The following is a 24,659-nucleotide window of genomic DNA, read 5'->3' as shown; positions in this document are numbered from 1 at the left end:
GGCCCGAGAAACCCGAGCCGGAGCAGAAAGAGGCTGCTTAAAACAGCTTTGCGCGACAACTATCTTGAAAAACGCCGAGCCCAGTAGAGAAATTCATTATGTGGATGATCCAGGTTGTATTCGATCTGAACCATGCCAGGATTCAGCGCTTTATCCGCCATATAGTGATGCAGAAATACAGACTCAAAACTACCATACCCCCACCCTGTCCAGGGAGCCTGCAAAATCAGCTTTATCGCATATGGCCAATAAATGGAACGCATGCCGCCAGACTGGTAGATCTCCAACCCACGCTTGGCTCCCGCCATCCAGTATTGTGATAGCAGGCCAATCACTACCGCCGATATAATCAGAGCCAATACGCGCCAGAGTAACTTGTGACGATAGAGTTGCGGCAGCAATAAGAACAGGGCTAAAAGGCCACCCAATTGGCCCACTCGGGATTGTAAAACAACCAGTAACAGTACCGAAGATAGAATGACGCCATAGCGCAGAGTCATCAGCAAGCGACTCCCCTCGCTACGTAATTCCAGCCAGATAGCAAGAGCAATCCCTGTTGCCATAAAGGTTGCCATCACATTGGGCTGCTGGAATATCCCATATGGGCGATTGACCTTGGTGTCATAGCCAATCCAGTTACCTGGTGTCAATAGATAGAATTGCACCAGACCAATCACAGCCTCTATTGCGATCGCAATCAGGACGAGATAGAGCAATCGGTCACGCTGCAACCGATTAAATCGCCATTGGTAGAGACTGAACAAAAACAGCAGACCAGCAAACAGCCCCAACAATCTGGGAATGGCAAAATCCTTAAGTGCAAACCCTGGATAGAGCATAGGGAGCAGCAGCAAAAAAGCCCCTATCCACAACGCAGCCTGTAATGAAGAAAATACCAGACGCTGGCGTAACGTCACTTGCCACAATCCCATCCCAATAGTCAACGAGGCAAACTCCCATCCCCATGTATTAAAGGGAAGATATAGTCCGGCACCACCCGGGTTGTGCATAAAAAAGTGCATGCCCAGCAGCCAGTAAAGTACACATAAAAACATCATGATTCGTGTTAACGTCACAGCCCAGCTCCTTAGGCCGGCCCAACACTGAAAGGGCGCCGAAGTGATAGATAAAAAGAAAGGGGGCCTATTGCCCCCTCTGTTCGGTCAAAAAATTATACCTGTTCTGGCCGACGAAAGGCATGACGAACAAGAACAATCACTATACCCAACATACCGCCAAGTAAGGTTCCCAAAACAACAATCAACGGCCGTTTAGGCTTGTCTCTGGTAAAAGGCTCCTCTGGCGAGTCAATGATATGAAATGATGAGAACTTAGAATTCGTCAAATTTAATGCTTTCAAGCTATTTAGCTGCTGGCGAACTTTGGTCAGTTCAGGGGTTAATACCTCAGGGTTTTTTATTCCATTTAGAATTCGCAGTTTTTCTGCTAATCCCTTACGGCCTAAGTCAATGTTAAATATTGACTCTGAGCCAATACGTTCCAAAGGCCTATCTACACCTGCAGCCTCACTAATTTGCAGACTATATTGGGTCCTTACAATCTCATCTTGGAGATTTTTAAGAGCATCAGATTTTATATTTTCATACTGAACAGACAGCGCTTTTATACGACTATTCAAAATGCTATTGAGCTCTTCATTTTTTTCTGCAATTTGTTGCGTCTGAATAAAATCAATGTACTTTGATAAGCGCTGATTCGCCAATTCAGCACTGTCAGCAGAAAATCTCAAGGTAAAATCAGTGCTAACTTTATCGAATGGTATAGCTACTATAGCTTTGCTGAGCTCATCCATTAATGCACGCTCACTGCGACCATCCTTAATATTAGCTCGTTTAATTTCTTCAGCAAAAACACCTTCATTTATAAGGAATGCTTTTTTGTTGCTCATACTATTAAATGCTACAATAAAGCTTTTATATATTTCAGGACGTGCCAAGGTCGAAAAATCGATCTGTTCAGCAGCGTTGAGAGGCATACTACCTTTGATCTGTGCAACCCCCAGTTCCAAAGCCTCAACCTGTTTTATTGATGGTTCGCTGATCAAGGCTTGACTTGTCCACACTTGACGAGCAAGAAAGGCATAAATAGAGGAAATACTTAAAAACATAAAAGACAGTAACAATATCAATAATTTATCACGCCATAAAATAGAAATAATATCGCGAAGATCTATTTCATCATCCTCTGAAGAAAAAGCGCTTGGCAAGTCATTTTTTGATAGCATTCAATCACCGATTATTAAAGTTTTCCAAAAAACATACCACATAATACTATAAAACACCTCATTCCAATGAGGTTAGACTATAAAGTGCAGTCTTGCGTGACAACATCTGTCCACCATCACGAGTGAGCGGGACCCAACCGATAGAACCCTTAGTTGTTGTCGGGTGGATCAACATCAGATCGAAGGGAATTGTGACATAAATGCCTTTGGTGAAACTCCCTTCACCATACTCTTCAGAAGATACGTCTGTCAGTGTGGCATAAGCACCAAGCATAACCCCTGAGTCAAACCGTTTGGAAAAATCAAACGTCGCCCCCTTATCACCAGCCAGATATCTCCCTACAGCAATTTTGGCCGTAATGTTCTCAAAATAGGGCAATTGCCAGTAACCAGTCAGGTGCCCAGTAACCACATCGTAATCTGCCATCTTGAGGGTGTTATACCAGTCTCTCTGTTTTACCCAGTTGGTATCAATACCAACCGCCCATGACTTTCCATAAGGACGATATAATGCTTCCCCTCCCACACCTGCATACATCATCTCAAGATAACCACCATATACCTGGCCATACCAGTCTGTAGATAACTGTTGTATATTAGTCAACTGCAAGTTGTTTAATAAAACATTTGATGAGTCTACATACTCACGAATCCATGTTCTGACTCGTGGTAATGCCTCACCATCGGCAGGTGGAGTTTTATAATTAAACTTATCGTAATTATTAACAACATTAAGAAAAACCGTGCTATCCAATGATACCTGTTCAGACAAGTGCCAACTGGCATTACCATTTATTCCGAACTGATACATATAAAATGATTCAGGCCCCCCAAAGGATTGATTCAAGTCAGGATCAATTGAGTAGGTTATTTTATCCTTTTCCTCTTGAAATACTTTTTTGCTATTCTTATAGTCTTTATTGATAGCGCTAGTATAAAACTGCGTTTCATGCTCCTGCCCTAAAGTCTGAGTCACATTAGCGGCTCGCACCGATGGTAGATCGATAGTCGTTTCTTGTAGCTTGAAATCATCCTTGCTATCGAGGACATGGACCTTACGTACTGATTCGGGTAAATAATTTGCAGCCAGCAAACCGGTTCGGAGTGTAGATTCATCTCTATTTCTGTATTTAACCTGCTCGGCAATAATCGTTACCGATGCATCATCTTGATATATAACAGTATCTTGCCAACCTGCATTGCGATTCAGGTCACTGGCAAATTGCTTCCAGTCTACATGTGCCACCGTATCGGGCACATTTTCAGCCTGATATTTTTGGCGAGATTCATCAATGTGTGAAGGTCTAAGCTCATTGAAATTGGTCCGCATGGTAATCCCCCACATCAAGGTATTCCCTCGCTGCCAACTCAGATGCGTGTCTATATTATCAAATACTCGATAGACTGCACCAACATTCCATGGCGATGTTTGCTTTAATGGACCATAGCTCGCGGCAAACTCTCGGCTATAATCGTTACCATCATACTCCAGTTTCAATCGTAGAGGATGCCATGGCGTTTGATATTCAACGCCACCAAATAGTGCAGTTGTCCCATGGAAGAGGCTATTCCATTCAAACTTTCCACCACTTCCTGAAACACCTTGGTTCCGCTGACACCAGCTACCTTTAATTTCACAGAATGGATTGTTGATATTGCCACTTTCGGCCATATTGCCCCACCCCATGCCAAGAGTGAAATCGAAAGGCCCATAGCGCTTACTCGCAACTACATATTCACTATCAAACAACCCGGTGCCCATCAAATCTCTGAAGCCAAGAGCAACTTGGGGGCCCCATTTAGACTCCCGTATCAGTCTGAATTTGAAGTCTATTCCTTTATCTTTATAGGTTTGATCACCACTAAAATCTTCGTTTTGACTGTAGAGTTGTGTTCTCACATCAGTATAACGCAGGGTAGCTTCAAACCAATCAAAGGGTTGAACAGAAATAGACCAACGACGATATTGATCATTATCAAAATAGTTGGCGCTGAACTCCCCCTCTTTTGCCATTCTGGCAGTCGGCATCTGCATCAACCCCACACCACCAAAATCACTCTGCGATGGGCCATATGGGTCATTAGCAGGGCTTGCTGCATGCACAACACTACTTACGAAAAGCGCAATAAACGTTACTCTTGGTATCATCATTCAGGCATCCGGTTGGCAAGCAGATTAGCAATACGCAGATTTAGATTCTTATATTTGGCAGGTAACAAGTCTGTATCAAAACCGACAAATAATGTTGCTCCTGCCATCGGCTCACGATGCAATTGGTTCCAGACAGCAACAGGCACCAGCGAGACCTCGCCTGTTGGTTGAATCAGATAGGCTTGAGCCAGATCGGCCCCCGCCAACAGCGAATATGCTTGCCAGTAATCTGCCAAACCAGCACCTTCGCGTAAAAGTTGTCTGGAGGCTCCATTAATTAGGCCAGTAAAATAGATGAACTGGCTACGAGGAGATATGAACAGTGTATAATCACCTGATAACAGAGGATTTTTATCTTCATGAGCACGATTGATAACAGGATCGATTGCTATGGGTAATCGCCCTGTAACATTAAGGCGGTCAATCTCAATAAGAAGTTGCTGTGAAGATTGTACCCATGCGCCCATATTACCATCACGCATCCACTGTACTTGCAACGCCTTCAGATCACTCAACAGATTCATTTTATCTGCTATTATTTTAGCGTGAGACTGAGGATGACTTATCTGGGCACTGCGCCAGTACGTATCAGAAGGTAACTGTGAGGATAGTAAAAGATCAGCAAGCCTGGCCCCTGATAATAACTTCAACGTGGCAACAGAATGATTGGAGTAGACCACATTTACCTGACTACCCTGTTCCGCACTATACACAGTGATGGCGGGCAATAAAAAAGCTAAAATAATTTTAAATTTCATGATAAGTATGGTTTCAAAATGGTCATTTTAATAACTGGCATATCAGGTCCCAGTTGCTGTTCTGTTCTGAGCAATTGACCATTATGTTGATCAACCCAATATTTGTTTATCCACTGTTGATTGAGTGATGGAATATCAATCAATTCTTCAAAGAGTAGGGTTTGATAAGATTTCCCGAGGATCACAAGCGTGTCTACTTGAGGATGAGTCACATTTGCATGTACCTGATAGCCGCTTACGTAGTCTTTAGTCCATTCACCTCGATACGACCAAGGCTGGTAGACTTGCTGGCTTTTCTCATTAGTTAAAAATACCTTAATCAGACGCAAAGGATCAGAACTTGCTCCAATCTCACGAATACTATAGAGATCATTATCCAGACCAGCCGTCTTGATAATACGTCCATACTTGGTCACAAAAATATTTTTGTCTGCTCCAATCCAGGTAAGTGAGTTATCTGGATCAGCAAATGCTAATACTACAAATGCTTGTGGGTTATCACCTACTTGCAGATAGGCGCTAGCGTAGGGGATCTTGTTCACTTGTTCGGCAGTCAGCTCAACATCTGGATTACCCCAAGCGGCATATCGTAGTGTTGCAAATGTATCTGACCCAGTGGTCGAGCATCCACTTAATAAAAAGAATCCTAAAAATATCAATTGACGAATGAAAACCATATCAACAGAGCTCGGTTTGAAAAGAAGAACGCTAAAAAATAAGGCTACCAAAGGTAGCCTTATTTATTAAAAATAAATATACACAATTACTTGGTAGCAGTATTGGTATTGGTACCAGTACCTGCATTGTCTTTGCTGGCTTCAGAAACAACCAGTGCAGTCAACGCAGCAACACCGACACCAATGGCAACTGCAGTGGTTGTGCCAATTGCAGCGCCAGTAGCAGCAACACCACCAGCAGTACCACCGGTGGTAGTAGTAGCTGCTGCAACGTCTTCAGCAGCAAACGCATTAGTTGACAGAGCCAGCAAAGCGGCCAAAGTCATAGCTGACTTTTTCATGCAAACATTCCTTATCATGAGTGAGTTAAGAAGATATAGGATAATCCCAAATTGAGAATTTGACCAGCTCCCACGTGGTACGTTTGAGTCAAACTCTCGTTTTGTATAGCTACCACACAAGCCGCACTTATGCCACCTTACGACGCATAGCGTGACGACCCAGCAGCAGCACAACACCGAACAAAGTGCCTAGTAAAGTACCAAGTACCACGATCAGCGCACGCTTGGGCTTTAATTTCTCTTCAGCCACAACCGCAGGGTCCAGGGTTTTGAACACATACTCCTGGTTGACTTCAGCCAGCATCAGCGTTTTGGTCTGATCTTCAATCAATTGATAAAAAACCTTCTGCATATCAGCTACTGACGTCTTCTCAAGCTGGGACTTAAGGTAGGTAATGTTACGGATAGCATCATTCTGATCGCGCGTTTTCATGGTGGAGTTGAGGTCTGACACTAACCAGTCAACCCACTGCTTAGCAAGTTGTGGGGAGTAGAAATCAACCGCAACAGTTACCAACCCAGACTTGCTATCCTGGCTGACACTAGCCAGCTTGCGAAATGCCTCGACCAGCTCCCAATCCGTAGGCTCCACAGACTTTCCATTCGGCACTTCGCGGACCCACTTTTTGCGGGTTAAGTCATAAATGTCTTCATCAATAATAAGCTCACCAGTTACTTTGTCTGCCCTTGAGGCTGCAATCAATGGCACCTCCAGTTGATGATCTCGGATAAAGTGGCTTAAAAACTGACGTGATTTACCTATTTCAACAGTAATCGCCGTTTTATCGGCCTTATCACTCTTCAAATTGATACCCGCTAAATTAGCCAGCCCGCCAAACTGGGCAGCCATAGCCGCAAGCCCACCACCTTGTTGTTCAGATGACGGAGCAAGTAATGCTTCTGCTCGATAAACATTAGGAAGTGATATGGCAATAACAATAGATATTACAGCGCCGAGCAAGGTTGTCAAAAATAGCCACAACTTTCCTTTCCACAGTGCCGTGAACAATTCACGCAAATCTATCTCATCATCTGCTACAGGGGGTATAGCCAGCGAATACAAAGGCTGTTCTTTTATGTTTGTCATATAAGACCGGATATTAAAGGGGTCAGATTTCTGAATAATAGATATCTGACCAAAAAGTTATCAAACAAGCGCAGTTATTATTTTACTGCACTCCATGCGACACCAAGTTGATAGAGAACCTGGGTTGCAGAAGTCATTATGCTCAAATTATCCAGATAGTCAGAATCCACAGGTACAATAATACTGTCACCAGGTTCCAACCCTTTCCGACCACCAAACCAGCTATCACCAGGCAACATGACACTGCCATTTGCTTTTATGACATAGATACGATCCGTATCCGCTTGTTTCTTGGTCCCACCAGCACGGCTTAGATAATCCTTAATACTCAACTCACCATCATAAATGTGAGTAGAGGGAAACTGTACCATCCCTTGAATTGATACCACATTCTGCAAGGCCGGAACGTAAACCTTATCACCATCTTGTAGCATGACATCGGCATTCTTTTCACCGCTTAAAATAGCAGGCATATCAATCGTCATACGACCAATTGCCTTGGTATTTTCCAGCTGATTAACAACTGTCATAGCCTCAGCAGGAGAGCTATTGTAGTTTGCAATGCTGGATTGCCGACGCAACGTCATTGTTGCAATTTCTTGTTTCAATTCATCGCGCAACAACTCAAGACGTTCAGCTTCCTGCTTGCGCAGCGCTTCACGGGCAAATACTGTCCCATTTGGATTGGCATAGGGCGTAATACCACCGACCCGCTGAATCAAATCACTCAAACTTTCGCCACGGCGAACCGTATAAGTCCCTGGGAACTTGACTTCGCCAAAAACTTGAACCGTTGCCTCCTCACGCCATTGAGGATGCGGTAATACATTCAGGCTATCTTTTGATTGAACCAATGGCGAACCGGTCACCCGATTTGCCGTAGCCAAATCCAGCCGTTGATTTTCAATCGAGATGTCATTGCCGCGCTCGTTGACACGGGATAACTCAATTATATTTGCCTTTTCATTAAAACCGCCAGCAGCCAAGATCAAATCATGAGTGCGGCTATATCGCGTTAAAGGATAAATCCCCGGATATTTTACCTCGCCACGCACCTCGGCAATCTGGACCGGCTTACCTTGGGCAGCTTGTGCTTTCAAACGCTCCAGAACTGGGGATAGCAAAGCTTGACGAGAAGCACCGACCATTGCTTCGGTCTCTGTTGAACCGGACACCTTCGACAAAGTCATTTTGTCCTGTTTACTAATTTCACTAACTTTAACATCGGCACCAGTACTATTATCTACAGCGTCAGCTTGCTGCTGAATTCGTTGCTTGGTCAGCTGGTTAAGCCCCTCGGAAGAAGGGTGACTATTAGCCACTTGCTTCAATCTATCTGTTGCATCATTACTAAAAATCAACACCTGATCGCGCGGCTGTAAGCGGAGATCATCCTCCCCACCAGGCATTTGCAATGCACGCCCCAAATTGAATTGCAGCACCTCAATATTTCGTTGAGCATCCATTTCACGCACAACCAAGGCATAGTTGAGATCTGTCACCGAAGTCAGGTCGCGTTCAGCGCTCTGCAGCACACGACTAATCCGCATACCAGGCTCAAAACTAAAGACACCATCTCGGACTACTGCACCTTTCACTACAACAGCCTGACTGTATTCTGTGGTGCTTGGCTTGACATTAATTTTATCGCCATCGCGAACGACAAACTGGCGGTCATGCTGATTTGACAAGTTCAGGTTGAAAACCCGCATACCACTCTCACCATAACGAGTGACTGACACCTCATTCAATGCCGAGGCTTTCATCCCTCCAGCCAATCCCAACACATTACTCAGAGCAGCTGGGCCACTCAGCTCGTAAATAGCAGGGCGTTTGACAAGACCATCAATACTCACCTCATTGCCCTTGGCTGGGACAAAGACCGTATCACCAGAGCGCAACCGAATATCCTGACTGGTGTCCCCCCAAACCAACATCTTGTAAAGATCAACATCAATAACTTTATTACCAGCACGCTTGACCTGGATCTTGCGCAATGAGCCAACGGTATCAATACCACCTGCAGCCTGCAGAGCCTGAGTCACAGTCGCCATACCATTAACATTATAAGCCCCGGGGCGATAAGCATCACCCATGACAAATACTTGCATGGTACGCAGCGCTCCGAAGCTGATAAAGGCTTCAACCCCAATCTTCTGCTCTTTAATTCGGCTCTCAAGCTCACTACGCAATTGCTGGAACGATTGCCCGGAAGCAGCTATTGGCCCCAGCGAGGGGAAATCGATAAACCCTTCCCGCCCTATTGCGAGGGTATAAGTCGCATTTTCCTTGCCATAAAGCTGAACCCGAATTTCATCACCTGGCCCCATAACATAATCATCTGCCACCGGCATATCGACGACCGGAGCATCGGTTAGAGGTTCACCGGCAAAAACATTGTAACCAAAAGGCTGTAACGTTCCCTCTTGCGCAACACCGGCCACCAAAGGCCGCTGGGAAGTTTGGCTATAATCAACCTCCCGAGGAGCGGCTACCGGCGCAGTCTTAACCGGAGTAACGCTACTTTTTTGTCCTGCCCCCCCGCCCAACTGAGAGGTATCGACACCATACTGTGCAGCCAATGCCTGCTGCTGGGCAGGAGATAACTGCTTAAATTTCGCCATCATCTCTGGTGTTATTTGTGGTGCAGCGACTACCGTTCCAATCAAAGCTGCGGATGATAAACACAGTCCTTTCATTTTATTCATTATGTTTAATGCCTGCCGATATTAAAATTTAATCAAAGTCCGCTTATGGATTGCCGATAACAATCCAAGTGGATAGTTATTCGATGATAAAAAAGTATCATTAAAACAATTTTAACGGTGAAAATTCAACATGAAGTTGCCCAAGCTAAAACTCCACGTGAAAACGCACAACAACAACATTATTTATCACCAATTAGATCATAATATTCATTGCATAGGTAGTGATGAATCTGAATAAAGAAAATCTATATTAGTTGATGTCGGTTTATTTAACTGTCCATGACTTGTGATTCTCGCATGCCACACAAGATCACAAATACCGTCTGTTGGTGAAAAACCAGCTGGAATACCAAGTAAGAGTTCACGAATTTTTTCGTGATCAAACTGATGACAAGCGATGTCGAGATCCACCAAAAATGCCCGAAGTTCAGACCAAGTGAGCATCTGCTCAGATGCTTTCATTATACGCGGATGTGCAGTCCCTTCGACTTGCTCACCAATTAACAACTCTTCATAAAGCTTCTCGCCAGGTCGTAACCCCGTAATCTTGATTTCGATATCACCGTCGGGAAATTGTTCATTTCTAACGCGCAAACCACTGAGGCGTATCATGCGATATGCTAAATCTATAATCTTGACTGATTTCCCCATGTCCAACACAAATACATCGCCCCCCTCTCCCATGGCTCCAGCCTGAATCACCAGCTGAGAAGCTTCAGGAATTGTCATAAAATATCGAGTGATATCAGGATGAGTGACTGTAAGCGGCCCACCAGAGCGGATTTGCTGTCGGAATAAAGGCACAACGGATCCGGAAGAACCTAGCACATTGCCAAAACGCACCATGCAAAAGCGAGTGTGAGACTGCGCAGCTGCAAGGGCTTGAAGCACCAACTCAGCCAACCGCTTGGTCGTTCCCATGGTGTTAGTTGGTCGTACTGCTTTATCAGTAGAAATTAAGACAAATGTCTCCACTCCTGCCGAGATAGCCGCTTGAGCACTGTACAAGGTACCAAAAACATTATTACGAACCCCCTCAACAACATTATATTCAACCAAAGGAACATGCTTATAGGCCGCGGCATGATAAACTGTTTGAACTTGAAAATAACGCATCACGGCTTGTAAGCGATGCATTCTTTGCACAGAGCCCAACAGGGGTATAATTTCAACATCAAGGCTCTGAGCTATACATAACTCCCTTAGCTCTTTATCAATAGCGTATAATCCATACTCTGACAATTCAAAAAGGACCAACTTTTCTGGTCGGCAGCGAATGATTTGTCGACATAATTCCGAACCGATAGAGCCCCCCGCTCCGGTAACCATGACTTTCTTGCCAGATATGTTGGCGTTCATCAAATTAGGGATCGGATCAACAGGATCCCGACCTAGCAGATCTTCGATAGAGACTTCTTTCAATTCATCAATGTGAGCCTTTCCTTCGACCAAGTCCACCATGCCAGGAATAGAGAGTACCTCGCATGGAAAGTGCTCTAAATGATTGATAACCTCTTGACGGCGAGCTCGAGATGCACTGGGCATTGCTAACAATATTTTCTTAATTTCAAACTGGGAAATCAAATTAGCTATACTTTCAGAGCTATAGACGCTGACGCCTTGAATAACAGCTTTAACCAAGGAGTTATCGTCATCGACAAATGCAACAGGATAAAATTCTTGCCCTTGATTCAAGGCTATCTGTAATTGACGTCCAGATGCTCCAGCACCATATATTAGAACCGGAATACGGGTATGTTTTCCACGGTGAATGGCCATTCTGAAGAAAAGCCTAACCCCACCAACCAATAACACTGCAAATGAGAAATAGATAAGAGAGACTGTTCTTGGCAAAGGTACGGCAAGAAAGAAAGCCAACATGACAAACATGACGGCAGACAGAGCTACCCCCAATGACACAGTCCATAGTACTTTAAATCCCACATACCGTAATACGGCACGATAAAGACCCAATTTCATAAATATGAAAATAGTCACAGGGAGAAGCAATGCCAGGACATGCCAATAGTTGACATCGTCAAATGGCGCCTCTGCGTCAAGACGAACTCCAAACGCCCCCCAGTATGCGATTGACAGTAATATCGAGTCAGCAAATACACTGATTAGTCGCTTATAGAAACGAGAGATACCTAAAAAAAGATCCAACATGATTTATCCCAATATAAATACATATTTATTTATTTTTAATTGCATCACCACTGCCACGGCCTGTTGCGGTCATCAGTATGTAGCGAAAGTATTTTTCAATATTTAATGAATCAATCATTTCACGATCAGTTTTGGCTAACAATGCTGGTGTAGACATATCAATATTCTGAATCTGAGCTAAACCTGTAATACCAGGCAATACATCATAAATACCCAAAGCATCACGTTCTTTGATTAGTTCTTCCTGATTAAATAGATTAGGTCGAGGCCCAACCAAGCTCATCTCACCTTTAAGTACATTAATGAGTTGTGGAAGTTCATCAATTTTAGTCTTGCGTAAAAAGGCCCCTAGCTTGGTGATCGAACTTGTGTTAGCCAAGTGGCTCGCCACCGACTGGGTATCGACAGACATGGTTCGAAATTTAATTAGCTTAAATGGATTTTTATCTTTTCCCACTCGGGTCTGAATAAAAATCGGCGAGCCAGTATCCAAAAAACCCATGATGGTCACCAGCAACAAAAGTGGCCATAGCAGCAGCAAGCCAAAGAAAGAAGCAAGAAAATCTATTAGACGAATCATTATTATCCACCTGAAGTTATTTTAATTCACGCAGCGAAGCCATTGCCTGACTCATACTAAGCGGAGGAGTCCATCCTAAGACCTCTTGAAGGTTAGATGAATCAACCTCTAAATTACCTAATAGCTGTTCTATAACTGCTGACTTACCAGTCAACTTACCACATAAACGCATAAAACTCGTAGGAATTGGCAACTGAATCACTTTTTTGCCCAGTCCCTCAGCAATAGCATTGGTGAGTTTTTTAGTAGAAACATTGTCACCATCGGATGCTAAAAAAATATGGCCAGCAGCATTCGGGTTTGTTGCACACTCAAGAAGAAGACTTGCTATGTTTTTAACCGAGATAAAACTGCGTCTGTTATTGACCAAGCCAAAAGGTAAAAACGGCAACAATCTTACAAGTTTGGTTAGCATACCAAAGTTACCTGGTGCATTTACTCCGTACACCAGTGTAGGCCGCACAATGACGACTTCAAGACCAGTTTCATCCGCTATTTCTTTTAATCCAAGCTCAGCCTCATATTTTGACTGTGCATAATGATTATGTGGATTAGCTATTGAGTTAATATTAAATGGCATTTTATCTGTAAATGTGCCATTCACCCCAATTGAACTAACAAAAACAAACCTTTTTACTCCTAGCCTAGCGGCTTCGCGAGCAAGATGCAGCGTCCCCTCTGTATTTACAGAACGAAAATCATCTTGGCTAACATTCTTGTTATGTGCGATGCCCGCCAAATGAATAACCGCATTGATATTTTCAAGCCCAGCATCCCAGCATGTGCTTTTATCTAATCTACCGATAATAAAAACATCATCGCAACTTAACGATTCTCCATCTCGAATGACGCAACGAAAATCAGCCTTTTGAGCTATAACCTCTCGACCGATAAAACCCGTCGAACCTGTGATTAAAATTTTCATTCTTTAGACTCTGACAAACTTTCTGGTTAACAAGGAAAATAGTTTATATGGTAATTTTAACGCCACGAAGAAAATATTTGTACTGATACCATTTTCCTTGCATGCCCTCACTATTTCCATATTTTGGTGTATACGCCAAAGAATACCACTAGAGCTAATCCCCCCTTCTCTCATCTTGACAGTAATTGAAGGCACTCTATGTAAAGTAATGTTATTCATAACGCATCGCGCAATAAATTCAAAATCAGCTGCCACTCTGTAGTTTAATTTATAGAGTCCATAGTTATCATATATATGTTTTTTAGCATAAAAAGTGGGGTGGGGTAACATCATCCCAAATTTAATCAAAGATTTTTTAAAAATCTTAGAGCTATATAATCTTGTAACATTATTTGTATTTGCTGATTCAACATAAACTAAATCTGAATACACGGCATCAATATCAGGACTAGAAAAACCATCCATTAACTCTGCGAGGCTATTGTCTGAAACAAAAAAATCATCAGAGTTCAGAATGCCAATAACATCTCCTGTTGCCAACTTAATACCTTTATTCATAGCATCATACAGCCCGCTGTCTTTTTCGCTGATATGAACACTAACAATATCTGAATATTTTTTTACGATTTCGTTCGTTTGATCAGTTGAGCCGCCATCAACAATGATATATTCAATGTCTTTATATGTTTGGCCTGCTACAGAGCGAATCGTGTCTTCAATCGTTTTTTCTGAATTGTAACAAACGGTAATAATAGAGACTTTCATTTTCACTCTGCCCATTCGACCATATAAAAATATAAATCAGCGATTTTAATAAATTAGCCATCACCGACTTAAAACAAAAGTAAACTCAGCAACTGCAGTTTTTCATTTTATATCCAACAGTTCTGAGGATGATTTAATAAAGAGTACATCCCTTGATACACGGATTATAACAATGTCACACGATGTAACACCTGCTCTACCAACGCCTGCGCCTTAGCCATATCATCCGCCTCGACGTAACAACGCAGTTCAGGGGCATTACCAGAGGGACGCAGATGGATAACCCAACCATGACTTAAAGTCAACCGCAAACCATCTGTGGTATCTGCCAAGATAACCTGCACATCGTTAAAACCAAGTTTCACCAACAAGTCTTGCGGGTTTTTGAGACCCTCAGCTAAAATCGCTTGGCAACGAGCAGTGGCAAAATGTTGGATCCGATCAGAGTGGGTGTAACGGGCAGGTAAGGCATCCACCAAGGGGGAAATCCTCCCCTTGCCCGCAGTTGATAACAACATTAAAAATGGCAGCACCGCATCACGGGTTGGCAAGGCCGCCAGCGGTTTGCCAGCGAGATCAATATCACTCCCCAACAAAAAACCACCGTTGGCTTCAAAACCAGCAATACGTGAATACTGCTTGGCTAATAGGGAAAACTCGGCAATCACATATGGCGAGCCAATTTTGGTCAGTTGTACTTTGTTAAAGCGACCGCAATTAGCAATCACTGTATTACTACTGACCGGGATCGCCAGGGCATCTATCTTTAAAGCACTGGCACACAACAACCCCAAGATATCACCGCGCAACCATTGACCATTTTCATCAGCCACCAAAGGTCGATCACCATCACCATCGGTAGAGAAGATTGCATCCAGTTGGTATTGGGCAGACCACAACCTTGCCTTGACTTTATCTTCTTCACTTACCGCTTCAGTATCGATCGGCACAAACTTATCGCTACGCTCGATACGCACAACCTCAGCCCCCAAAGACTTAAATAATGGGGCATAGAGTTCACGACCAGCGCTGGAATGCTCATAAATACCGATACGCTTACCCACTAACATATCGCTAGAAAACAAAGAGGCGTAACGTTCACAATAACTTTTAGCAGCATGTGGGCTAGCAATCAACTCAGGTAATACGGGTAAAGAGTGAAATTCGACCTCAGCAGCCAAAATCGCCAACTCATCAGCCTTAGTGATCTCACCATCGGGTCGATAGAATTTCAGCCCATTACGATCAAATGGAATATGGCTACCGGTGACCATGATACATGGCATGCTGTCTTGCATCGCCTGATAAGCGAGTGCCGGTGTCGGGATAACCCCGTAATAGATTGGCTCAACCTCTGCTTGAATTAATGCCGCGGCGCAGGCTTGCGCCATTGCATAACTGCTGGGGCGATTATCGATGGCCAAGGCTAATTGCCTGGGGGCAAACTCATTACGCAATACCGCAACAAAGGCATGAGTAAAAGCCGCACACACTTCGGGATTAAAATCGACTACCAAGCCGCGTGCACCACTGGTACCAAATTTCACACCACTCGTGCCAATTACATTTTTTGTATTAAGCATCAGCCACCATCCAAATAGTGCAAATATTCATCAATAGCCCACTCCGGTAGATGGAATACGCACAATATCATCTTCCTCAAGATAAATGCCACTACGCACTTCAATCATCTCAAGCGGGATCTTGCCAGGGTTTTCAATGGCATGGGCCACACCGACCGGAATATAAGTTGATTCATTTTCTGAAATCAAAAAGGTTTCATCACCTCGGGTTACCCGAGCGATGCCAGAAACAATGATCCAATGTTCAGCACGGTGATAATGCATTTGCAGAGCAGTTTTTTGGCCCGGTTTGACCATTACATGTTTAACGTGATAGCGCTGCCCATCGGCAATCGCATCGTGACTACCCCAGGGGCGAAACACTTCGCGGTGTTGCAACTGCTCGGGGCGCTTGGCCGCTTTTAACTGATTGACGATCCCTTTGATCTCTTGCACCCGATCTTTATGCGCCACCAACACCGCATCTTTGGTTTCAACCACCACCACATCGTCAATGCCAACGGTGGCGGTTAAGCGGTGCTGAGCATAGATAAAGCTGTTGTGAGTCTGCTCGGTTAACACATCACCGTGCAGCACATTGCCTTGTGCGTCTTTGTCGCTCACTTCCCACAGGGCAGACCAAGAGCCGACATCGCTCCAATTGGCATCGAGCGGCATCACTACAGCGTTGGCGGTTTTTTCCATCACAGCATAATCGATAGAATCATCTGGACAGGCGGCAAAGGCATCTGGATCAAGGCGGATAAAGTCCAGATCATCTTGCGCCAAGTCCAGCGCCTGCTCACAGGCGGCCAGCATGGCAGGGTTGTGGTGTTTAAGCTCTTGCAGATACACAGAGGCCTTAAACAAGAACATGCCGCTGTTCCACAAGTAACGACTATCGGCCAAATATTGCTGAGCTGTAGCTAAATCAGGTTTCTCGACAAATGCTGCAACGGTGCTTGCGCCATGGCCCACTTCACTACCCTGCTGGATATAGCCATAACCGGTTTCTGCCGCGGTAGGCACTATGCCAAAGGTGACTAACTTGCCCTGTTCGGCCAAGGGTATAGCCACTTTCACCGCTTGGCAAAAAACGGCTGGTTTGGCGATCACATGGTCGGCGGCCAGCACCAGCAATAAGGGATCGTCACCTTGCGCGCTAGCATGTAGAGCGGCGATAGCCACCGCTGGTGCAGTGTTGCGGCCAAACGGCTCCAGCGCAATCCCACTGTGTTGCAAATGCCCTTTGCGCAGCTGCTCGGCCACGATGAAACGGTGCTCTTGATTGCAGATGATGAAGGCCGGCTGATGCGCTAACGGGCTCAGGCGCAGCAAGGTCTCTTGCAACAGGGTGGCATCACTAGTCAGAGATAAAAACTGCTTGGGGAACAGAGTGCGCGACAAAGGCCACAGGCGAGTGCCGGAGCCCCCGGCCATTACAACTGGCAGTATCATGGCATTACGTCCTATCTAAAAAATAATCTTTGGTGTGCTGATGCACGCTTAGGTCTTGCAGCAATTCAGCTACATCAAACCAACGATATTGGTCGTGCTGGCTGATGGGCAAGGCATCTTGTTGCCCTTGCCACGCCAATTCATACCCCAGCACTACGTAATGGGTGGTGAAATCGGTGCCGGAGAAGTTATCGGCATAAAAGTGCTCATAAGGCCCAAGCAAACGGGCGCTGCCACGACTAGCAGCAACCCCTAACTCCTCCTCAGTTAAACGCCAAAAAGCATCATTTAACCGTTCGTCTTTACGCACCCGACCTCCAGGTACGAACCAAAAGCCTTGTGCTGGGCGGTTTAAACGACGTCCAAGCAGTATCTGTCCAAGCTCGTTGCGTACAATCAAATCAACCGAGATAAGTGGCGTTGCCGCCACTATCTGTTGAAATTGTGCCTTGTCTAACCAAGGGCTTGGCTGACTCTGGCTCATTTACGAAAATCATCCTGATGCGCCAGGAACCACTGATAAGTCAGGGTCAAGCCAGCCTCTAATGAGTGGGTATAACGCCAGCCCAAATGAGCCAAGCGGCTGACATCCATCAACTTGCGCGGGGTACCATCGGGCTTCGTGGCATCAAACACCACCTCACCGGCAAAACCAACCACCTTGGCCATGGTCTGCGCCAATTCACGAATGGTGCAATCAACCCCGGTGCCCACGTTAATGTGCGACAGCATCGGCTCGGTATTGGCCTGATAAATTTCATCGGCCAGCTCCATCACATGCACGCTGGCAGCAGCCATATCATCAACATGCAAAAACTCGCGCATCGGCGTGCCGCTGCCCCATACTACCACTTTGCTGTCACCGAGTAATTTGGCTTCATGAAAACGGCGCATCAACGCTGGGATCACATGAGAGTTTTCCGGATGAAAGTTGTCGTTTTCGCCATACAGGTTGGTTGGCATCACGCTGCGATAATCGCGGCCATATTGGCGGTTATAGGATTCACACAGCTTGATGCCAGCTATTTTGGCAATCGCATAGGGCTCGTTGGTAGCTTCCAGCATACCGGTCAGCAAAGCTGCCTCACTCATCGGTTGCTCCGCCAGCTTGGGGTAAATGCACGATGAACCTAAAAACAGCAGCTTTTGCACCCCGCCCAGATGTGCACCATGGATGATGTTGCACTCCATCATCAGGTTTTCAAAAATAAACTCGGCAGGGTAACTGTTGTTAGCATGAATACCGCCCACCTTGGCGGCCGCCAAATAGACTTGGTCGATGCGCTCGTTTTGAAAAAACGCAGTCACAGCCTGCTGAGAGGTTAAATCCAGCTCGCTACGAGTGCGCACCACCAGTTCTACATCCGCACGCTGTTTTAACTGACGGCAGATGGCCGAACCGACCATGCCCCGATGACCAGCGACAAATACCCGCTGTTTAGCCTGTTGCGCTGTCATCGATCAATTCTCCACCGACAGGGAAACATCAAAGCCGTGGGCTTTGAGCAAGGCATGTTGCTTGGCCTTGTTTAGGTCGCTTTGTACCATCTCGGCGCACATCTCTTCCACAGTGATCTCTGGCACCCAACCCAGCTTGGCCTTGGCCTTGGCCGGGTCGCCGAGCAGGGTTTCAACCTCGGATGGGCGGAAGAAACGCTCATCGACTTTGACGATCACATCACCCACCATGACACCAGGGGCGTTATCGCCACTGATGGCGCTGACGGTGGCGATTTCATCCACCCCTTCGCCGCTAAAAGTCAGTTCGATGCCAGCTTCTTTAGCTGACATGCGCACAAATTCACGCACAGAGATCTGCTTGCCGGTAGCAATCACAAAATCTTCAGCGGCATCTTGTTGCAGCATCATCCACTGCATACGCACGTAATCTTTGGCGTGGCCCCAGTCGCGCAGCGCATCCATATTGCCCAGATGCAGGCAGCTTTCGAGACCTTGAGCGATATTGGCGATAGCGCGGGTTATCTTGCGGGTGACAAAGGTTTCACCACGGCGTGGCGATTCATGGTTAAATAAAATGCCGTTACATGCATACATGCCATAGGATTCGCGGTAGTTCACGGTGATCCAGTATGCATACATCTTGGCCACCGCATAGGGTGAACGCGGATAAAACGGGGTGGTTTCGCGCTGCGGGATCTCTTGTACCAAGCCATACAGCTCAGAGGTAGAGGCTTGATAAAACTTAGTCTTTTGCGCCAAGCCATTCACCCGAATAGCTTCAAGAATACGCAAAGTACCGATGGCATCCACATCTGCGGCATATTCCGGTGATTCAAAAGAGACGGCGACATGAGACATAGCCCCCAAGTTATACACTTCGTCCGGTGCAATATCTTTAATCAAGCGGTTAAGGTTAGAGCTGTCAGACAAGTCACCATAATGCAAAGTGATATTGTCACTAACCTGACGCAGATGATCGATACGCGAGGTGTTATAAGAGGAGGCACGACGAATTAAACCGTGCACCTGATACCCTTTTTCAACCAACAACTCGGCTAAATAAGAACCGTCTTGGCCAGTGATACCAGTAATGAATGCCACTTTATTATTCATTTTAAATACACCTTCATTAAATAGAAACATAAACTAAGCCTATGTGCAGCTTGAGTCATCAAAGGAAATGAACTTTTATCCCCCGTAGGTGATGCATTATTACCATGGCGGCGATAAAGAATTAACGGCTGATTAATAAAAACCACCTCACCATAAAGGCTAGCAACAAGACCTATCCACCAATCATGCATCGGTATATTATTAGGAAATGGTAGAATTTTGGGTTTAAGTTCTGCTTTGAACGCCATACAACAACCCAAAAAACCATTTCGTACAAGATTAGAAAAAAAACCAACCCTGCTGTTTCTTAAGGAAAAAAAAGATTCGTTAATTATTTTTACCTTTGAATCAACCACGTGGCAATCAGATACGATTAAATCAGCACCATTTTCAAAGGCAGCTTTAAAGACATTAACTTTATTTTTTAGCCAAACATCATCTTGATCACACAAAAAAATATAATCACCCTTGGCTGCATTAATCGCATTCTCGAAGTTTTTTATTAGGCCATCTCTCGGACCATGTAATATTTTCACCTTTTCACATTCAAAAGAAAAGACTATCTCTAATGTTTGATCTGTAGACCCATCATCAGAAACGATCAATTCATCACCGTCCCTCAACTGAGGTAGAATGCTTTCAATCTGTTCTTTTATATAGCTTTCACCATTATAGGTGGCCATGCAAACAGAAATCCTCATAACACTACATCACTCAAGTAATATTTAGCTACTGTAGCTAGCGGATTTAAAGTGCGGTATTTCATAACAAGCCTTATCATTCGTCTTAAAACAGTATAAAAGGTGTTTTTCTCTAAACTTTTTGCTAATTCTCTAGCGCCCACACAATAATATTTAAAACGATGTAGCTCCCTTTCCTTGTCATATCCCTCATCGCCAGAAAGACTATGCATTATATTTATAGGTAGTAGTATTATATGGTTATTTATTTCCTTGTATCTTTCAATAAAATATACATCACTAAAGTCAAGCTTGATTTTTTCATTATATCCACCAACAGTGTTGAATAATGACAATGGAATCATTAATCCACTATTTATTACTGAATGTTGACTTAGACAGTACACTTGGTGATAGCTAATGTCGTTGTACTGTTGCGCTTTACCAACAAACCACCTTAGCCCAGATGGTGAATACACTTTACTTTTGGCATCATTGCATACCATTGGTGCATAGATGTACTTATCGCCATATTCTGTGTAACTATTAAAATATACAGGCAAAAAAGCGGTTTTGAAGGTTGTATCTTGATCCAATAGTAATACAACCTTTTTATTATTTCTTTCTGCATGCTTAAAAGCACAATTATATGCAGCACTCACTCCTGGGTTTTGGCTATCATGGATATATTTTAAGTATGGAAAATCTTGTTCATTGATTAACTGAGGTAATGGAGAATTATCATAAACCAACACATCAAATTTATGCACAGATAAATTTACTTCATTAAAAAACTGAATATCTTTAATTCTTTTTTTATAAGTCACAATGACTATTAATAGATCATCATACATTGTCTTTTCCATTTTCAATAACAAACAATCGCTGTTTAACCGAAAAAATAATATGAGTAATATATATTAGATACAAATGTCACTAACCATATTGCATATACATATGGTTTTGCAAAGTAACGCCTCAACCTAGCAATCAAAAGTATAAAAAATGGACCGGCGATTTCAACTACTCTCAAAGCTAATGAAGGTAAACCCACCGAAAATAGCATTATAATGATAAAGCAAGTACAGACAATTAAAATTATTTTATCTGTATATATCAATCTATCTATAGAATGCCATAACAAGGCGATGACAAAGTAAAATATCAACAACCTGATGGATAATATATTTATATCTTCATTCAAATAGCTTTGCATTTCTACATATAGATTGATTTTATATTGAAATGCACTTGGTAGTAAGTTCAAAAAATCTAAAATATTAAAACTATTACTCAAAGAAGCCACAAACGAAATTAATACAAGCATTGGCAAAATAAATACAACCCGCTTGTTAGATACAAAAACAGCGAAATAGAATATTATTGGGAATATTATTGCAGATACATGAAATAGTGCAGCGGCAAGTATTACTGCCGCACCACTTAGTATCCTACCATGAAAATGAAGGTAACAGCCTATAAATAGCATTGATATCGCAATACCAATACGAATCTGGATGAACTCGTGTAATAACATATATGACGTTATATACAAAAGTGCAAACACATATCTTTCGCTATCTTTTCTTATTACATACGCTTTAATTAACAACGAAAAGAAAAAATATATAAATATGACAAATGGAAAACCGACTCCCAAAAGATAGGATATTTTTGACACTAGAACGTATGATGGTTCAACTATTATATCTGCACCACTAACAATGCCATAAAAATATTCTTTATATATTGACATATCAGGCAATAAGTCAATCGGTTTAAATGCTGATACCACCCCCAATAATATTGAAAAAAACAATGACATGAGGAAAAATTTTGAGATAAGAACACGCCCCATTGTGCTGAAAGCCTTTTATTATTTCAAATTTTGAGGACATTGTAGATTTTTTAAAAAACGCATCAAACCAACAATCATCAATAATTTAAACTTAAATATCAGATTAATTAAAGACGAGTTTATATTGCATAGTTCGATAACGTTATATAATAAACATCTCTTTTTTATGATTTTTCTCTGCATTTGAAAAACATAATTGTTTCATCAACAAACCTCACAACGTTATCGAATGAGCGTTGATGCTCTTTTTCAATATGTTCTAATAATTTCCCCCTAGAGTCATACGCCAGTGATAACTCTTCATTTGAAAAACCATAAGCGATGCCATATCGATCTGTTGGATTTGGATACCATTGCTCTTTTGAGATACCATTTGAAGGAACCACCACTGACTCACAGCCACACAATGCAGCAAAAATGGAGTACGCAGTGTAATCATCATAAGAAATAAATCGTTTAGATTTTTTAAAAAAATTTGAAACCTGAGCATGGCTTAAACCATCTATTTTAATTGCTGTTTCAGGGTGACATTTATCTTTATCGCCCCCTTTACGAACAAGATAACAACACCCCTCTCTCTTTACTATGCCATGTTCATTATAATATTCCAATGGATAATAAATAACCTTTAACTCTCGTTCCGATAGATGCGAAAAGCAATGGTTGAAATCTTTTATAGCGCTATTAAACTTGACATGAAATTCGTTAACACCAATGCAAACATGCTTAGTAAAGTGCCCTGGTTGATGAAGGAACCATCTGACGACATTACTTGCATTTAATGGATTACCATATGTGATTTCTGGGTAAATAACTATCGAATCTTGGACATCTTTCATTTCAAATTTTGTTTTTATTGGTGTATCCCAAGATGGGTGGGTCTTAAATAAATATTTTTCAAATGGAAGAATAATTAACCATTTAATTATTTTTAATATATCTATAAAAATTACCGACAGGGTATTTAAAGGTTTTCTCTCCGGACAAAATGGTACTAAGTAGGCATTACAACCATCAATTTGATTAATCAGATGACATAAGCGGTGCAACACAACCGAACCACCGCTATTTTCATCATAAGTAGGTGCATAAATATAATAATTCACTCAGATTCAACCTTATGTACAGTTCTAGTTATCACCTGACACCGGCCTCAAACCGGTGTCTTGTTTAAGCTACTTTAGTGCGCACTGAGGTGTCCTGACAAGATCGGACAGTCCCGGATCAAGCAGCCTGAGCCGTTCTCCAATACCTCTTGTTAAACTCAGCCGGCTGACATTGCCAAGTCGTGAATGCCGACGTTAGCGGTTGTAAAAAATCCCTATGTATTCCTGAATCGCTGCAGTAGCCTCCGCTCTCGTCTTGAATCTATGGTATCTGTGGTGATGAACCAGTTCATTTTTAAGAGCCCCCCAAAAGCTTTCTATCGGGGCATTGTCGAAGCAGTTCCCCTTGCGTGACATGGAGGTCTTCATGCCAAATTGTACCTGGCACAGCACTGGCTTCCCCGGTCTGTGTTATGGATAAGCCCAACGGGCGGCCTCTTCTGCAGCACAGCCCGCAACAGCGCCAGGCTGACACCCGGTGGTCATCCTCTCTCCCATCGCATAGCCCACTATTTCGCAGCTAAACACATCCTTGAGACCAGCCAGATAAAGCCAGCCTTCGTCGGTAGCAATATAGGTAATATCACACAGGTCCAGACTTCGTTGGGTTTCGTTGGCACAAAGACCTGACCCAGAAGATTCTCCACCACCAGCAGGGAATAGGAAGAATGGGTTGTCGCCTTGAATTTGCGCTTTTGTTTGCAAGATAACACCATTTCACGGCGCAATCACCCAATCCGGTCCCGACCGGCGAAAAATCCTTCGGCGGCCAATTCAGCTTGTAAACGCACTGCGCCATAAGTCTGGCGCGTCTTGCTGTGAGCAGCCCGAATGGCGACCTTGAGTCGCTCATCTTCTTGTTGGCGCTGTGACGGTGGACGCTGACGCCAGTAGTAGAAGCCCGCACGAGAGACCTCCAGCACACGAAGATAACGGAAATGGGATAGAGGACCTGCTGCCTGGCTCTCCACGCGTACTTGGCAGTGACTCCTGAGCAAAGTACGCGGCTGTAGA

The 24,659-nt window shown here is 43.7% G+C and carries 20 protein-coding genes and 2 pseudogenes; all 22 read right to left on the bottom strand.

The features are described from left to right. Window positions 1-77: 77 nt before the first annotated feature. Window positions 78-1,058 (bottom strand): annotated as a pseudogene (locus tag OKC40_RS13110) (O-antigen ligase family protein); the annotation flags it as partial. Window positions 1,059-1,171: 113 nt separating this feature from the next. Further along, a complete protein-coding gene (locus OKC40_RS13105; RefSeq protein ID WP_270795504.1) occupies window positions 1,172-2,245 on the bottom strand; it encodes an LPS O-antigen chain length determinant protein WzzB in 1,074 nt (357 codons plus the stop codon). Between the two features lie 58 nt (window positions 2,246-2,303). Further along, window positions 2,304-4,397: a YjbH domain-containing protein gene (locus OKC40_RS13100; RefSeq protein WP_270795502.1), complete on the bottom strand. Its 2,094-nt coding sequence runs from the start codon at window positions 4,395-4,397 to the stop codon at window positions 2,304-2,306. Continuing rightward, window positions 4,394-5,155 carry a capsule biosynthesis GfcC family protein gene (locus OKC40_RS13095; protein ID WP_270795500.1) on the bottom strand — a complete coding sequence of 254 codons (762 nt, stop codon included), beginning with the start codon at window positions 5,153-5,155 and terminating at the stop codon, window positions 4,394-4,396. Before OKC40_RS13095 ends, OKC40_RS13100 begins: the two co-directional genes overlap by 4 nt. After that, complete coding sequence (locus OKC40_RS13090; protein ID WP_270795498.1) at window positions 5,152-5,883, bottom strand: YjbF family lipoprotein; 732 nt, start codon at window positions 5,881-5,883, stop codon at window positions 5,152-5,154. The genes OKC40_RS13095 and OKC40_RS13090 overlap by 4 nt, the downstream gene beginning before the upstream one ends. Before the next feature lie 35 nt (window positions 5,884-5,918). Beyond that, complete coding sequence (locus OKC40_RS13085) at window positions 5,919-6,173, bottom strand: hypothetical protein (RefSeq protein WP_270795496.1); 255 nt, start codon at window positions 6,171-6,173, stop codon at window positions 5,919-5,921. Between the two features lie 127 nt (window positions 6,174-6,300). After that, a complete protein-coding gene (locus tag OKC40_RS13080; RefSeq protein ID WP_270795494.1) occupies window positions 6,301-7,260 on the bottom strand; it encodes a Wzz/FepE/Etk N-terminal domain-containing protein in 960 nt (319 codons plus the stop codon). Between the two features lie 77 nt (window positions 7,261-7,337). Continuing rightward, entirely contained in the window at window positions 7,338-9,968 is a 2,631-nt protein-coding gene (locus OKC40_RS13075) for an SLBB domain-containing protein (protein WP_270795492.1), read from the bottom strand. 207 nt (window positions 9,969-10,175) lie between these two features. After that, window positions 10,176-12,137 (bottom strand): polysaccharide biosynthesis protein, encoded by a 1,962-nt coding sequence (locus OKC40_RS13070; protein ID WP_270795490.1) that lies wholly within the window; start codon window positions 12,135-12,137, stop codon window positions 10,176-10,178. A 25-nt stretch (window positions 12,138-12,162) separates the two neighbouring features. Further along, window positions 12,163-12,717 carry a sugar transferase gene (locus OKC40_RS13065; protein WP_270795488.1) on the bottom strand — a complete coding sequence of 185 codons (555 nt, stop codon included), beginning with the start codon at window positions 12,715-12,717 and terminating at the stop codon, window positions 12,163-12,165. A gap of 16 nt (window positions 12,718-12,733) precedes the next feature. Beyond that, entirely contained in the window at window positions 12,734-13,642 is a 909-nt protein-coding gene (locus OKC40_RS13060; protein WP_270795486.1) for an NAD-dependent epimerase/dehydratase family protein, read from the bottom strand. Window positions 13,643-13,645: 3 nt separating this feature from the next. After that, window positions 13,646-14,407, bottom strand: coding sequence for a glycosyltransferase family 2 protein (locus OKC40_RS13055; protein WP_270795484.1), 762 nt, complete (start codon window positions 14,405-14,407; stop codon window positions 13,646-13,648). A gap of 164 nt (window positions 14,408-14,571) precedes the next feature. Next, entirely contained in the window at window positions 14,572-15,990 is a 1,419-nt protein-coding gene (locus tag OKC40_RS13050) for a phosphomannomutase (RefSeq protein WP_270795482.1), read from the bottom strand. A 30-nt stretch (window positions 15,991-16,020) separates the two neighbouring features. Then, a complete protein-coding gene (locus OKC40_RS13045; protein ID WP_270795481.1) occupies window positions 16,021-17,427 on the bottom strand; it encodes a mannose-1-phosphate guanylyltransferase/mannose-6-phosphate isomerase in 1,407 nt (468 codons plus the stop codon). A gap of 4 nt (window positions 17,428-17,431) precedes the next feature. Next, window positions 17,432-17,911 carry a GDP-mannose mannosyl hydrolase gene (locus OKC40_RS13040; RefSeq protein WP_270795479.1) on the bottom strand — a complete coding sequence of 160 codons (480 nt, stop codon included), beginning with the start codon at window positions 17,909-17,911 and terminating at the stop codon, window positions 17,432-17,434. Further along, entirely contained in the window at window positions 17,908-18,885 is a 978-nt protein-coding gene (fcl, locus tag OKC40_RS13035) for a GDP-L-fucose synthase (protein WP_270795477.1), read from the bottom strand. Before fcl ends, OKC40_RS13040 begins: the two co-directional genes overlap by 4 nt. Window positions 18,886-18,888: 3 nt before the next feature. Continuing rightward, window positions 18,889-20,001, bottom strand: a complete 1,113-nt coding sequence (gene gmd, locus OKC40_RS13030) for a GDP-mannose 4,6-dehydratase (protein ID WP_270795475.1) — start codon at window positions 19,999-20,001, stop codon at window positions 18,889-18,891. After that, window positions 19,998-20,684 (bottom strand): glycosyltransferase family 2 protein, encoded by a 687-nt coding sequence (locus tag OKC40_RS13025; RefSeq protein ID WP_333563269.1) that lies wholly within the window; start codon window positions 20,682-20,684, stop codon window positions 19,998-20,000. Before OKC40_RS13025 ends, gmd begins: the two co-directional genes overlap by 4 nt. 14 nt (window positions 20,685-20,698) lie before the next feature. After that, the gene (locus OKC40_RS13020) at window positions 20,699-21,535 is read right to left on the bottom strand and encodes a glycosyltransferase (protein WP_270795471.1); all 837 of its coding nucleotides are present in this window, start codon (window positions 21,533-21,535) and stop codon (window positions 20,699-20,701) included. 35 nt (window positions 21,536-21,570) lie between these two features. Then, window positions 21,571-22,539: an EpsG family protein gene (locus OKC40_RS13015; protein WP_270795469.1), complete on the bottom strand. Its 969-nt coding sequence runs from the start codon at window positions 22,537-22,539 to the stop codon at window positions 21,571-21,573. A gap of 164 nt (window positions 22,540-22,703) precedes the next feature. Further along, on the bottom strand, window positions 22,704-23,645 hold the full coding sequence (locus OKC40_RS13010; RefSeq protein WP_270795467.1) for a WavQ: 942 nt from the start codon (window positions 23,643-23,645) through the stop codon (window positions 22,704-22,706). 118 nt (window positions 23,646-23,763) lie between these two features. After that, a pseudogene (locus OKC40_RS13005) lies at window positions 23,764-24,651 on the bottom strand (IS3 family transposase); the annotation flags it as partial. Window positions 24,652-24,659 lie beyond the last annotated feature (8 nt).

Source organism: Aeromonas sp. QDB11 (assembly GCF_027705265.1).
GTDB classification, from domain to species: domain Bacteria; phylum Pseudomonadota; class Gammaproteobacteria; order Enterobacterales; family Aeromonadaceae; genus Aeromonas; species Aeromonas allosaccharophila.
The sequence above is the reverse complement of the archived record's forward strand: the minus strand, read 5'-3'. Positions and strand labels throughout refer to the sequence as shown.